This window comes from Enterococcus sp. M190262 (assembly GCF_005843965.1).
GTDB lineage: Bacteria > Bacillota > Bacilli > Lactobacillales > Enterococcaceae > Enterococcus_D > Enterococcus_D gallinarum.
Genome location: NZ_CP040461.1, coordinates 1,602,217 through 1,615,485 on the forward strand (window position 1 = coordinate 1,602,217; position 13,269 = coordinate 1,615,485).

Below are 13,269 nucleotides of genomic sequence, written 5' to 3' on the forward strand. Positions count from 1 at the left end.
TCCTCCAAAAACACATTGGTTAAGTTACTGCTTAGCTGGCCAATTGACGTAATTGATCCGGACGGAAGCCAATGATTGTTTGTGCATCAGAAGTGATGATCGGAACGCTTTGGAATCCTTGTTCTTTCAAAAACTCAATTGCTTCAGGCTGGTTGTCAATATTGATTTCTTCAAAAGAAATATGATTATCGCTTAAAAAGCGTTTTGCCATTTTACATTGCATACAGTTGTTTTTTGAAAATAGTTTAATATTCATAATGATTTCCTCCGAGTCAGTAGTAGTTATAAATCTAGTATAAATAAGTCTAGGAGAAAGTCAACGAAAAAACACTATATCTAGTGCTTGTGAAAATTACATACACTATTTATAGTGTTTATCTGGTTTTTATACAACCGAAAAAAGCCGGTTTTTCCTAGGAAATCGCGATTTTTAGCCAAAAAGATCCGAGAATATGCAATGGATGTGAGTAAAAAAAATTCGAATTGTGAACGAACTTTCAAGTTCATCTGTGAAACAGATTGACTTTAGTCCTAAATCGCTCTATTATAATGATAATCATTCTCAATTGAACGGATAAATAATAGGAATCTTTCACAAGAGGAGGAAGAAATCATGAAAATGGCGCAAACAGAGGCTTCCAAAATATACCAAATCGAAGCGATCGCGACACCAAAGAACGTCACGGCGCATTTAAATGATTTGGGTCTTCGAGTAGGCGTTGACATTCTCATGGTTCAAAAAAACCGCAAAAGCGGCATCATCTTGCATCGGGACAACCGGATCGCATTGGATGCCAGCGTCATGGAGCAGATTGACGTGTCCGAAAGACAACAGCAGACGGTTTTGACTTCTCTAGATCAATTACATGTAGGAGAGCAGGGCAAGGTGGTAAAAATTGCAACGACTGGTGCTTTGCGGCGGCGATTGATGGATATGGGGATCACCAAGAATGTGCCGATTCATATCGTGAAACTAGCGCCACTAGGTGATCCGATCGAGATTCGCTTAAGAGGGTATGAATTGTCGCTGAGAAAACAAGAAGCAGCTTTCGTCTTTGTTGAAAAAGGAGTAGAGGAATGACCTATCAATTCGCATTAGTCGGCAATCCCAATAGCGGCAAAACTAGCACCTTCAACCAACTGACGGGGGCCAAGCAAACCGTTGGGAACTGGCCGGGAGTGACAGTCGAACGAAAATCAGGAAAGCTCCGTAAAGCCAAAGAAATCACGATCCAGGATTTGCCGGGTATCTATTCATTGTCTCCTTATACTCCTGAAGAAGTGATCTCGAGAAATTATTTGGCAGAAGCCCCCATCGATGCTGTCTTAGATATCGTTGATGGAACGAACTTGGAGCGGAATCTCTACCTCACTTTACAATTGTTGGAAATGGGTCTGCCTACAATAGTGGGAATCAATATGATCGATCTTTTAAAGCGCAAAGGGATCCAGATCAACTTTGAGAAGCTGTCCTATGGTCTAGGCGTACCTGTTGTTGGCTTCAGTGCTTTAAAACAACATGGATTGAATAAGCTGATTGATGCCGCAAAGAAAAAAGCTGGGAATGGCGACTCAGTGGTTGTCTATGATTCCCGTTTGGAGGCTGCCTTAGCAGAGATCAAGGCCCTTTTGCCCGAAGAGATTTCTGAAAGCAAACGACGTTGGATTGCCATCAAACTGTTTGAAGGCGATGAATTGATTCGTCAACAAGTCACTTTGACGCCGAGCAATGAAAAAGAATTAGCGGAAATTATCAAAATCACGGAAATGATTTTTGACGAGCGCAGTGATGCGATTATAGTAAACGAACGGTATGAATTCATTCAGCAGTTGTTGGCTTTAGCAACGATCAAGGAAGAGGAATACCGCTTGTCCTTAAGTGATAAAATCGACCGTGTGTTGACCCACCGCCTACTGGCACTACCGATTTTTGCCTTTTTCATGTGGGGAATCTACTTCTTATCCATCCAAACGATTGGCACGATGGGCACAGACTGGGTCAATGATGTGTTATTTGGCAGTTGGGTTCCGGATATTCTACAGCAGTTGATGAACCAATGGCAGGTGGCACAATGGCTGCAAGAATTGATCCAAGATGGGATCGTGGCAGGTGTCGGGGCTGTCCTTGGATTTGTCCCTCAAATTTTTGTGCTCTTTTTTTGTTTGGCTTTATTAGAAGATTGTGGCTACATGGCACGAATCGCTTTTGTGATGGATCGTTTGTTCCGGAAGTTTGGCTTATCTGGGAAATCCTTCATTCCGATGCTGATCGCTACTGGCTGTGGGGTTCCAGGAGTCATGGCGAGCCGGACCATCGAAAATGAAAAAGATCGTCGTTTGACCGTTATGGTTACGACTTTTATGCCTTGTTCTGCCAAACTGCCAATCATTGCACTGATTTCCGGGGCGTTCTTTCCCGAAAGCTCATGGGTCGCACCATCGGCTTACTTCATTGGGATGGGAGCCATTGTTTTATCAGGCATTGCATTGAAAAAGACCGCTCTCTTTGCCGGCGATCCAGCGCCTTTTATCATGGAATTGCCTGCCTATCATTTGCCGCAACTAGGAACCGTGTTGAAAAGTGCGATTGATCGGGCCGTAGCTTTCATCAAAAAAGCCGGAACGATCATCTTCGTTGCATGTATCTTTATCTGGTTTACTTCTAGCTACAACTTTACCTTTGATCGAGTGGGGGAAGAAGAAAGCATCTTAGCCTTTTTCGGCCGTTTGTTAGCACCGATTTTTGCGCCACTAGGCTGGGGCACTTGGCGAGGTGCCGTGGCGACCATTACAGGATTGGTGGCAAAAGAAAATGTCATCGGGACTTTTGGGATTTTGTACGGCCAAAGTGGGGTTTCTGAAACCGGTACAGAGATCTGGCAAGTGCTGCGAGGCGATTACACCCCAGTAGCCGCCTACTCCTTTTTGATTTTTAACTTATTGTGTGCCCCTTGTTTTGCGGCCATCGGCGCGATCCATCGTGAAATGGGGGATAGCAAGTGGACTTGGTTGGCTATTAGTTATCAGTGTGGACTGGCTTATTGTGCAAGTCTGATTGTTTACCAATTCGGGCATATCTTCTTTGAAGGAGGGCAACTGACAGTAGGAACCTTGGCAGCGTTGATTGTTCTTGGTTTGTTGCTGTTTGCTCTGATAAAGAGACCCCAACAAAAAAATTCACCACTATTACAAGTAGTCGGAGAAGTAGTAGGAGGCGAAAAATGATTGCAACGATTCTTTTAAGTCTAGTGATCTTTGGCTATGCAGGAAAAGTGCTTTATCGAATGGTCAAAAAAGGCAGTTGTTCTGATTGCCACCAAAGCTGTCCGGTAAAGCATGAAGAGAAAATCTAAAATCATCCATGAATCTAACGCCAGTTTTATTAGGTAACTAGCGAGTATGAGTAAAGCAGTTAGGCAGAAATGCCTAGCTGCTCTTTTTATGAGAAAGGGCTATCAAAAGAACTGTTTCTTTAGTATGATTAATTATATATATAATATTTATTTGCTATATATAGTTCTTTTATCGAAAGGAAATTAGCGATTTTAGCTCATTCAAAGCAGAAAAGCAAGAAACCGTGCAATGCATAACGTGATAGGTAATGAGAAAATGTTGACAAAGAAGGCTAATATTGGGAAGGCGGAGAGCAGCAATGAGGCAACAACGAAGGATTGAACAACGGAAAAGACAGCTTCTATGGGCATTGGGCATAAGTTTACTGCTTGTTACGATTGCCGTTAGTTATTGGCTGATTCACACCATGCGTACTGGGACTGATTCGTCAACAAGCTCCCCAGATAAACAAGTGGCACTGTCTACTTCCAGCCAAGAAACAACAACGGTCTCTCAATCGTCGAAAATCACTCTGACAGCAAGTGGCGATATGCTCTATCACAGACCAGTTTATATGAGTGCATTTGATGGGAAACGCTATGATTTTGACAATGACTTTGAGCAGGTGCAACCGTTGATCGCTTCTGCCGATATTGCTTTTGGTGACTTTGAAGGCACCATCAATCCCAACAAAGAACTAGGCGGTTATCCTACCTTTAATGCGCCTCCGAATGTAGTAGAAAGTATCAAAACAGCTGGTTTTGATGTGATTGATCTAGCCCATAATCATATTTTGGATACTGGAATCGAAGGGCTTAAAACGACTGCTAATGCTTTTCAAGAGATTGGATTGGAGCCGATTGGTGTCAATGTAAATGATCAAGGGATATTCGTCAAAGAAGCCAATGGCATCAAAGTAGCGATGCTAGCTTATGCTTACGGATTCAATGGCAATGAAGCTAGCTTGGCACCGGAAGAATATACGACCTATTTAAAAGATTTATCCATGGAAAAAGTAGCAGCTGAAATCAAAGAGGCAGAGAAAGTAGCCGACATCACCGTTGTTATGCCGCAGCTCGGTGTAGAATATTCCTTAGAACCTACAGAAGAACAGCAGAAGATTTATCGACAAATGATCGACCTCGGAGCGGACATCATTTTTGGCGGTCATCCACATGTCGCTGAACCAACAGAAATCATCGAAAAAGACGGCGAGAAAAAATTTATTCTCTATTCAATGGGAAATTTGCTATCCAATCAACGCTACGAAACAGTCAACAACTATTGGACCGAGCGAGGGGTCATTCCAGAAGTCGAGCTCACAAAAGAAGGTGATCGTACATTTTTGAGTGATATCAAGCTGCATCCAACATGGGTCTCTAAAGAGCCGATCCCTGATCGTAGATATGACGATCCAGAGTTTGGCACTACCAAAGCCTATGATTTTCAAGTTGTACTGGCAGAAGAATATCTTCCTGGGGGGAAGTATGCGGATAAAGTACCCGAAGACAAACGCCAGCGAATCGAAACCGCGTATCATGAAATGATGGAGCTGCTAAATTTAAAATGGAAATAAGCAGCTGAATCTGTCTCACTAACCTATGACATGTATTAAGCAGACATCTTTTGAATCAAGATGTCTGCTTTTTTCTGTTTTATTCAGTGTTTAGATCAATGTGCAGCAGATCTTAAGAAGCATTTAGTCCAATTTTTCTAGTAATGGCACCTATAAGTTGAACAGAATGACAAAAACTGAGAGAGGGATAGCTGTTGTAAGTTGGTAAAACAGCAAAATTCAGCAAATTTCATTGGCTACAGTTCAGTTTTTCAAGCTTTTTTCTAGAAGAGATGAACGCAATCACTATTGCCGGTACCAGTGATATTGCTTATAGTAAACGCATACAAGAAGACTCGAGAATTCTTTGTACGAGAGGTGGTTAACTTTGTTAAGCGAATTATTAAAAGAAGACTATATCCAATTGGATATCTCAGTAGAAAATTTTGACGAAGCAATCAAAGCATCCGCACAGCCGCTATTGACTGCCGATGTCATCGAGAATGAATACATTTCATCCATCCTTTCCATTTATCATGAGATTGGGCCTTACATTGTTATTACGAAACAAATTGCGCTGCCTCATGCACCCATAGAGAAGGGTGCAAAGAAATTAGCATTAGGATTCACTCGATTAGAACGACCCGTCATTTCTGGTCATGAATCAAATGACCCCGTCAAGTTTTTGTTTCCTCTTAGCGCACCAGACAATGAATCCCATATTTCATTGTTATCCGAACTGGCTGAGTTGCTGGGCAACAAAGACTTTCTGGAATTATTAGGAAGGATGACCGAAAAAAAAGAGCTAATCGCATTTCTAAAAAAATTTGAAGGAGAGAATAACTATGCATAAAGCATTGATTGCCTGTCGAGCAGGCGTAGGCTCAAGTCTGATGTTAAAAATCAAAGTGAATGAAGTCATCCGGGAAAACGACTTTCCAATCGAGGTGGAACATGCGTCTTTAGATGCTGTCTCCGGCTTTACGGGAGATTTGATCATTACTTTGACAGACGTTGCCAATGAATTAAGAGAAAAAAATTTACAGCAAACCATTATTGGGATCAACAACATCGTTGATAAGAAAGAAATCAAAGAAAAAATCGCAGCCGCATTAGTCTAAAAATCAATGAAGGAGAAACGCTCATGGATTTAATTATCAGTTTTCTTAGTACGCCAGCCGTACTTTTAGGTTTAGTTGCAATGATTGGGTTATTGGCCCAAAAAAAATCAATGACCGAAGTGTTGACTGGAACCTTTAAAACCATTATCGGTTTCTTAGTATTCAGTTCCGGCGGTTCGATCATGACTGGCGCACTACAGAATTTCAATACCCTATTCCAAAAAGGGTTCAACATCGTAGGGGTCGTTGCATCGCCAGAGGCCGCCACTGCACTAGCCCAAACAGAATTTGCATTTGTGACCAGTTGTACATTGATTCTCGGTTTTTTGATGAACTTAGTCATTGCTCGAATCACACCATTTAAAAATATTTTCTTTACCACAGGACATAGTTTGTTTTTCGCTTGTGTGTTGTCATTGATTCTAAAGGCTCATCAGTTTGCTGATATTCCAGCGATATTAATTGGCGGAACATTACTCGGCTTTTTCTCTGCTGCGTTACCTCAGCTGTGCCAACCATTTATGCGGCGCATTACTGGCAGTGATGAGACCGCCATTGGACACTTTAACATGGTGGGGTATGCATTGTCTGGTTACATTGGGATGCTATTTGGTAAACACAAAGATAAAACAACGGAACACATCAATTTTCCGAAATGGTTATCCTTTTTTAGAGACTTCTTGATGGGCGTTGCGGCAGTTATGCTAGTGCTATTCTATATCTCCGCATTGAAAGCGGGGCGAGATGTCACTCAAGAATTAGCAGGAACGACTCATTGGCTGGTCTTTCCTTTCGTGCAGGCATTTACCTTTACTGCGGGGATGTCGATCTTGATGACTGGTGTTCGCATGTTCTTGTCCGAAATTACGGCGGCATTTGTTTCGATCTCGGAAAAATTCATTCCAAATTCTCGTCCGGCATTGGATGTGCCAACTGTTTTCCCGTTTGCACCAACAGCAGTCATTGTAGGGTTCTTATCCTCTTATGTCGCTGGCTTATTGGGGGTGCTGGTTATGGTAGTCTTCAAGTTTCCAGTCGTGATCATTCCAGCAGCCCATATTTGTTTTTTCTCCGGAGGAACAGCCGGCGTTTTTGGAAACTCTACTGGCGGTTGGCGGGGAGCGATTGCAGGGTCCTTTGTCATCGGGCTGTTACTCGCCTTTTTACCAACAGTTCTTTACCCGGTGTATGGTAGCTTAGGCATCGAGGGATCGACATTCCCAAATATCGACTACAACGTCATGGGAATCTTATTAGATAAACTATTAAGTTTGTTTGGTCAGTAATCGATCGCTAAGACATTTGTCATCAGCTGAACTTCTGAATCTTTGCACGCAAAAAGAACTATCTCAAAGTGTGCAAAGATTCAGTGAAAACGAATCAGTGACAGAAAGGATTTTCTATGGAAACAACGAATTTAGCTTATTTTTTGCAAACAACCAAAGATGAGCTTACAGCTTATTTGAATGAGATCAATCAACAACAGTTGATCGATGCAGCTGAACTGATCGTTGCTGCGAAAAAAAAGAAGGGGCGTGTGCATGTGACTGGCATCGGTAAGCCAAGTCATGTTGCGGAATATATAGCAGCTTTGCTTTCTTCCACAGGCACTCCTACCTATTTTTTAGATGGAACTGAAACGATCCACGGCTCTGCCGGACAAGCCGAAAAAGGGGATGTCGTGATTGCTATTTCCAATAGCGGCGAAACAGAAGAATTGAAAAAATCGCTTCTTACTCTGAAAGCTTTAGGAATAAAAGTCATCGGAGTGAGTGGAGGTATCGACTCATGGCTGCAAAAACATTCCGATGCCTTCTTGTTTGCTGGCATCACGAATGAAGGAGATCCGTTGAACAAGCCCCCACGAATCTCGATATTGGCAGAAATCATCGTTTTACAAAGCTTGTCGATTTTACTGCAGCAAGAAGCTGCCATTGATATTGATGATTATTATGCCTGGCATCCTGGAGGAAGCTTAGGGAGTGCTATCATGCAAGAAAGAAGTGTCGAAGAATGAAGATCGAAGGAATCATTACAGCCATGGTCACTCCTTTAGACGAGCAGGGAATCGATCGAGCAGCCACTAGAAGGCTAGTCAATCAATTGATTGCGAAAGGGATCCATGGGTTATTTATTTTAGGGACCAACGGGGAGTTTTATGCATTGTCTCATGCTGAAAAGCTCGAATTGGCAACGATCGTTGTGGAAGAGACTGCAGGTCGGGTACCAGTATTTGCAGGAGCAGGCGGGATTTCGACAGAAGCTGTCATTGATTTAGTGAATGAATTTCAAACCATTGGAGTCACAGCGGCTTCCATTATCACTCCTTATTTGATCAAGCTTACGGATCAAGAAGTGATCCAACATTACAAAATGATTGCTGCAAAGACAAAGCTCCCATTGATTCTCTACAACATTCCTAAGAATACTGGCATTTCGATCAATGAAACCATTTTTAAAGCATTGCTGAAAATACCCACTATTATTGGTATCAAAGATAGCAGCGGGGATATTGAAAACCTCAAAAGCTATCTCAACTTGAATGGACGAGATGACTTTTCTATTTTAGTAGGTTCTGACTCTTTGATCTTGCAAGCATTGGAATGTGGAGCTGATGGGGCAGTCGCAGCGACTTCAAATGTCTTAACGACAACTGACTTATCTATTTATCACGCATTTAAAATGGGGAAGATCCAGCAGGCAAGAAACTATCAATTAAGTATTGAAGACTTTCGCCGTATCTTAAAGTTCGGTACAGTACCCAGTGTCCTCAAATACAGCGTAGGTTGGATGGGGATTCCTGTTGGTGATCCTAAGCTGCCGGTGCTGCCAGTAGGTGAACAGGACTATCCAGAGATTCATCAAGTTTTAGCGGAATATCGAAAAGTGGAGGGATTCAATGAATAAGAAGCTCGCGATCCTCAACCGGATCCATAAAGAAAAAATCATGGCCATCGTACGGGTCGAAACAGTGGAACGAGCCGTTGAAATTGTTGAAGGCTGTAAAGCCGGTGGTATAACTTGCTTGGAAATCAGTTATACGAATAACAATGCCGGAGAAATCATCAAGCAGTTAAAGGAAATCTATCAAGATGAAATCGTTGTCGGTGCTGGAACCGTATTGGATAGCGAAACCGCCCGGGATGCGATTATACATGATGCTGAATTCATTATCTCACCAGCTTTTTCCAAGGAAGTCGCACAGATAAGCAATCGCTATCAGATCAGCTATATGCCAGGCTGTACCTCGATTTCTGAGGTTTTAGAAGCTCTTGAAGCAGGGGCGGATATGATCAAAGCATTTCCAACGTCTTCTTTACATGGGCCTGGGATCGTCTCAACGATCAAAACACCATTGCCGTTTGTCCCGATCTTATCTTCAGGTGGCGTTTCTTTGACAAATGTTACAGAGTGGTTGAATGCTGGTGTAGAATGTATGGGAGTTGGAACATTATTGACAAAAGGCTCGCAAGCAGAAATCGCGAAGAATGCGACACGTTTGCGCAAGGAGATTGACACATTTATGGATTAACAAAGAGGGGAGTGAGGATCATGATCGATCAACGCACATTACAGCTGATACAGAAAATGATTCAAAAACCATTGATGGAGCAAGAGGAGATGATGCGCTTCTTTTCTCTGTCAAAAAATCAACTGGATTATGCAATTAGAAAAATCAATGAACTATTAAAAGCCAACAAACAACCGTTGATTCGATCAGATCCTTATTTTATTCAATTAGCACCAAAAGCAAAAGCTTTTTTTCTGAATGATTTCCTAAACAGTGCTGTTTATACTCAGTATGAGATGAATAGTGAAGAACGGAAAAAATATATTTTTCTGATGTTGTTTTATTATGAATCAGACTATCTCTCTGTGAATCATTTCTTATCTGCGCTGCGTGTCGGCAAGACCACCTTTATGGCAGATATAAAAAAATTAGAAAAAGAACTGGCTCTGTCAATGATCACCATTGGTTATACGCGAAAAAACGGCTATGGGTTGATGGGGAATGAAGAAAATCTGCGCAATTTTTTTATGAAGATGATGTTTCATGATTTTGGGGATAATCAGGAGGAGTTTGTCTATCACTATTTCTTGGTCAATGAAAAAATTGATGGCTTCTCGCAGATTGAAGCTGCTGCAAGGGAAAAACTAAAAACTTTTTCGTTAGAGTTAGTAGAAAATCGCTTGAATGAGTTTTCTTATTTATTTACGATGATGCTTCCTCGCTTAAACAAGCAGTGGTTAGTTTTTTATGAAACCTATAATTACCAAACATTTTTTCAGATGAAAGAATATTTGTTTGCAAAAGAATTATTAGCAGAATTTTCCATCACAAATAAATCAGCCCAATTGTATGTCTGTGGGTGGCTGCTGGGGATGGCGCTAGGGGATACTACCTACCCATCAGCGGATTTTTCGATTATTCATGAATTGGTCGAGCGCATCATCAAACGCTTTGAACTGTTGTCTGGTATCCGCTTTAAAGACCAGCGAAAGGTCATCAATCAATTGTATAGTCATTTTCGACCAGCCTATTATCGCTTGTTTTTTCAATTGCCGATCATCAATCCCTTACATAAAAAGATTATTAAAGAATACGAAGATTTGTATCAGATTGTTCAAGAAACATTACGTCCCATCGGAAATCTTTTTGAACGCGGAATCCCAGAAGATGAAATCTCTTTTTTGACCATTCACTTTGCTTCTTTGATTAATGACTTTGATGAATATCAAGTCAATCAAAAAATTGGTGTGATTGTTTGTCCGAATGGAATCGGCAGCTCTGCCATGATCTATAATGAATTAAAAATGATCTTTCCGGACATTATTTTTATTGGACCCATTGAGACCAAAGAACTATTGCTTGAGCGCCCTGAATGTGACCTGATCTTTACTACGGTACCCAATGTCAGTCTTTATACACTGAAAAAGCCAGTTTATGTGGTAAATCCAATAATGACCAATGAAGAAAGAAATCAATTGATTCAAGAAGTTTACCATCAGCCCAGCGAAGCTATTTCTCTGATTGGGGTGGAAGAACTTATGGCTGTTATCAAAAAGCATGCGACAATCGAAGATGATAAAAGTTTGAAGAAAGAATTGCAATTGCTCCTTACCAGAAGAGAAGTCAATCCAGCTTATTCAGCAACCCTAGGCGAGGAAAGAAAGCCCGTTGCGTTGATTGATATGCTTAACCCACAGTACATTTTGACTAATATAAAAGTACGCTCTTGGGAAGAGGCATTCTATTTGGCAGCAACGCCACTGATCAAGGATCAAGTGATCTCACGTGGTTATATTGATACGATCATCCAAAACGTTCGCAAAGAAGGCCCTTTTTTCATTATCATGGATCAAGTAGCATTGCCTCACGCACGGCCAGAAGAAGGCGCGTTAAAGCTAGGCCTAGGCATCACAGTCTTACAAGAACCAGTGATAATCAACAAAAAAGCGTCGATTAAATACATCTTCACCCTCTCAGCAATTGATCACAGCAAACATCTATCTGCCATTGCCGAGCTCGTCGCTTTGTTGGAACAGGAAAGTTTTTTCAACTTACTCGAACAAGAAGCCGATCCTCAACAAATCTTTGATTGGATCGCATCTTTTCTCTTGAAAAATAAGCATATGGTTCCGATGTAATTGGACTGAATAACTACACCAGAGTGATCAACCCCCAAAAATCTAACTTATTGGGTTGCTTCAATAATCAGTGTTGTTTGTGACTCTTTCCACTACAACTGACACACGAAGATGTAGATAAGATAATACCACTGAACAGTCAAAGAGCATTTAGGTTACTTGATGAGAGATCATGCAATAAATCGATCGTGCTTTTAATCAGACGTATACGCTTGAGGTAGGTTATTTACATCTAATAAGGACATGGGAATCCTATCCTTATTGAATGAGGCACTATTTAAGTTATTCCGCTGAATCATGCAGTAAACCCGCTTATAACATCCAGAAGGATCATTTTTAATAATTAAATTAACATTTTTCATATAAAAAGAGCGAGAGCAATCATTGCGTATTATTGATTGCTCTTGCTTTTTTTTAGATTCAATCCTTTTTTATTAAAAATGAAGGTCGATATGAATTTGGGACAGCCTTTACCGTCAAGTTATACTATCAAAAGATTAGACTGAGGAGGGGTGTGGTGGAAAACAACAATTTAAGAAAAAAAATTAGACGATTTGTCATGATAGCAGTTTTGGCGCTATTGACTATTGGTCTCTTCCAAAAAGAAGTTTTTGCAGAAAACGTTAATACGTTCTCAATCCAACCACTAGATGAGAATGGAAATGTGAATGAGAATGGCTATTACCATATCATTGACGAGCCAGGAAAGCAACGCACTGTTTCAATTCGAGTGTATAACCTTTCTGAAGAAGAAATCAGCGTGAATGTGACCGTAAATCCAGCTTCTACGAATCAAAATGGAATCCCCAGTTATTTAGGGGAAGAAGCGTATGATGCTTCTCTCATTCATCGAATGGATCAACTGGTCGCAATTGAAGAGAGTGAACTCCTGATTCCTGCAGGTTCTTCGGTACTCACAACACTGATTATCTCCTTACCACAAGAAGAATGGGAAGGGGATATCCTTGGAGGCATTCGTTTTACTGAAAAAAAGAATCAGCAGAGTGAACAAACTGTGACTCATGAAGTCGCCTATACGGTAGGCATTCTTTTAAATCGAGTAGGCGGGTCAGCAGTTGAAAATGAATTGTCTTTAAATGAGGTGACCGCGAGTCAGCGTAATTATCGGAATCACATTGAAGCAAATCTACAAAATAGAGCTGCTGTGATTGTTCGCGACATGTCTATTCAGTCAAGCATTTATAGAGAAGGAAGTGGAACCCCTATCTATACATATGACGCATACGAGTTGCGAATGGCACCAAATTCTAATTTCAACTTTGGCATCCCTGCTGGAAATCAGCCAATTGAAGCAGGGAATTATGTTCTAAAGATGCAAGTAACAGCTGATGAAAAAGAGTATCGCTTTGAACAATCTTTTTCCATTACGAATGCAGATGCCCGGCAATTAAATCAAAGTGCGGTCAATCTAGAGCGGACGACATCCTACATGTCATATGGGATATTTGTCGGAATTGGCGTGATCCTCGTTCTTTTGGTGATGTGGTGGACTCGAAGGCGGACTCGGAGAAAAAAGAGAAGAAAACGACCCATGATATAAAAAGGACTGGCTTATCGGAGTCATCCAGCAAATTAAAGAGCATAAAATGC

The 13,269-nt window shown here is 41.2% G+C and carries 13 protein-coding genes; 12 read left to right on the top strand and 1 reads right to left on the bottom strand.

Annotated elements, in window-relative coordinates; genetic code table 11:
* Positions 1 to 31: 31 nt before the first annotated feature.
* Complete coding sequence (nrdH, locus tag FE005_RS07520) at positions 32 to 256, bottom strand: glutaredoxin-like protein NrdH (RefSeq protein ID WP_003127409.1); 225 nt, start codon at positions 254 to 256, stop codon at positions 32 to 34.
* Between the two features lie 357 nt (positions 257 to 613).
* On the opposite strand from nrdH, the gene FE005_RS07525 reads away from it, so the two are divergent.
* The 12 genes from FE005_RS07525 (at position 614) to FE005_RS07580 (ending at position 13,219) form a co-directional block, all read left to right on the top strand.
* The gene (locus FE005_RS07525) at positions 614 to 1,081 is read left to right on the top strand and encodes a ferrous iron transport protein A (RefSeq protein WP_138371580.1); all 468 of its coding nucleotides are present in this window, start codon (positions 614 to 616) and stop codon (positions 1,079 to 1,081) included.
* Complete coding sequence (feoB, locus tag FE005_RS07530; protein WP_138371581.1) at positions 1,078 to 3,225, top strand: ferrous iron transport protein B; 2,148 nt, start codon at positions 1,078 to 1,080, stop codon at positions 3,223 to 3,225. The genes FE005_RS07525 and feoB overlap by 4 nt, the downstream gene beginning before the upstream one ends.
* Positions 3,222 to 3,353 (top strand): FeoB-associated Cys-rich membrane protein, encoded by a 132-nt coding sequence (locus FE005_RS07535; protein ID WP_071870149.1) that lies wholly within the window; start codon positions 3,222 to 3,224, stop codon positions 3,351 to 3,353. Before feoB ends, FE005_RS07535 begins: the two co-directional genes overlap by 4 nt.
* Positions 3,354 to 3,652: 299 nt before the next feature.
* The gene (locus tag FE005_RS07540) at positions 3,653 to 4,909 is read left to right on the top strand and encodes a CapA family protein (RefSeq protein ID WP_138371582.1); all 1,257 of its coding nucleotides are present in this window, start codon (positions 3,653 to 3,655) and stop codon (positions 4,907 to 4,909) included.
* A 367-nt stretch (positions 4,910 to 5,276) separates the two neighbouring features.
* Positions 5,277 to 5,741 (top strand): PTS sugar transporter subunit IIA, encoded by a 465-nt coding sequence (locus FE005_RS07545; RefSeq protein ID WP_060815089.1) that lies wholly within the window; start codon positions 5,277 to 5,279, stop codon positions 5,739 to 5,741.
* Complete coding sequence (locus tag FE005_RS07550; RefSeq protein ID WP_005471675.1) at positions 5,734 to 6,009, top strand: PTS sugar transporter subunit IIB; 276 nt, start codon at positions 5,734 to 5,736, stop codon at positions 6,007 to 6,009. The genes FE005_RS07545 and FE005_RS07550 overlap by 8 nt, the downstream gene beginning before the upstream one ends.
* Before the next feature lie 23 nt (positions 6,010 to 6,032).
* The gene (locus tag FE005_RS07555; protein ID WP_060815090.1) at positions 6,033 to 7,295 is read left to right on the top strand and encodes a PTS ascorbate transporter subunit IIC; all 1,263 of its coding nucleotides are present in this window, start codon (positions 6,033 to 6,035) and stop codon (positions 7,293 to 7,295) included.
* Positions 7,296 to 7,411: 116 nt separating this feature from the next.
* Positions 7,412 to 8,026: an SIS domain-containing protein gene (locus FE005_RS07560; protein WP_003127416.1), complete on the top strand. Its 615-nt coding sequence runs from the start codon at positions 7,412 to 7,414 to the stop codon at positions 8,024 to 8,026.
* Complete coding sequence (gene dapA / locus FE005_RS07565; protein ID WP_060815091.1) at positions 8,023 to 8,916, top strand: 4-hydroxy-tetrahydrodipicolinate synthase; 894 nt, start codon at positions 8,023 to 8,025, stop codon at positions 8,914 to 8,916. Before FE005_RS07560 ends, dapA begins: the two co-directional genes overlap by 4 nt.
* Positions 8,909 to 9,541, top strand: a complete 633-nt coding sequence (locus FE005_RS07570) for a ketohydroxyglutarate aldolase (protein WP_103300590.1) — start codon at positions 8,909 to 8,911, stop codon at positions 9,539 to 9,541. Before dapA ends, FE005_RS07570 begins: the two co-directional genes overlap by 8 nt.
* Before the next feature lie 20 nt (positions 9,542 to 9,561).
* Positions 9,562 to 11,658 carry a BglG family transcription antiterminator gene (locus FE005_RS07575; RefSeq protein ID WP_138371583.1) on the top strand — a complete coding sequence of 699 codons (2,097 nt, stop codon included), beginning with the start codon at positions 9,562 to 9,564 and terminating at the stop codon, positions 11,656 to 11,658.
* Positions 11,659 to 12,175: 517 nt separating this feature from the next.
* Positions 12,176 to 13,219, top strand: coding sequence for a DUF916 and DUF3324 domain-containing protein (locus FE005_RS07580; RefSeq protein ID WP_254697006.1), 1,044 nt, complete (start codon positions 12,176 to 12,178; stop codon positions 13,217 to 13,219).
* Positions 13,220 to 13,269: the final 50 nt, after the last annotated feature.

Coding starts and splice junctions, on each gene's coding strand:
- nrdH (WP_003127409.1), bottom strand. CDS start 256: ATGAATATTAAACTATTTTCAAAAAACAACTGTATGCAATGTAAAATG.
- FE005_RS07525 (WP_138371580.1), top strand. CDS start 614: ATGAAAATGGCGCAAACAGAGGCTTCCAAAATATACCAAATCGAAGCG.
- feoB (WP_138371581.1), top strand. CDS start 1,078: ATGACCTATCAATTCGCATTAGTCGGCAATCCCAATAGCGGCAAAACT.
- FE005_RS07535 (WP_071870149.1), top strand. CDS start 3,222: ATGATTGCAACGATTCTTTTAAGTCTAGTGATCTTTGGCTATGCAGGA.
- FE005_RS07540 (WP_138371582.1), top strand. CDS start 3,653: ATGAGGCAACAACGAAGGATTGAACAACGGAAAAGACAGCTTCTATGG.
- FE005_RS07550 (WP_005471675.1), top strand. CDS start 5,734: ATGCATAAAGCATTGATTGCCTGTCGAGCAGGCGTAGGCTCAAGTCTG.
- FE005_RS07555 (WP_060815090.1), top strand. CDS start 6,033: ATGGATTTAATTATCAGTTTTCTTAGTACGCCAGCCGTACTTTTAGGT.
- FE005_RS07560 (WP_003127416.1), top strand. CDS start 7,412: ATGGAAACAACGAATTTAGCTTATTTTTTGCAAACAACCAAAGATGAG.
- dapA (WP_060815091.1), top strand. CDS start 8,023: ATGAAGATCGAAGGAATCATTACAGCCATGGTCACTCCTTTAGACGAG.
- FE005_RS07570 (WP_103300590.1), top strand. CDS start 8,909: ATGAATAAGAAGCTCGCGATCCTCAACCGGATCCATAAAGAAAAAATC.
- FE005_RS07575 (WP_138371583.1), top strand. CDS start 9,562: ATGATCGATCAACGCACATTACAGCTGATACAGAAAATGATTCAAAAA.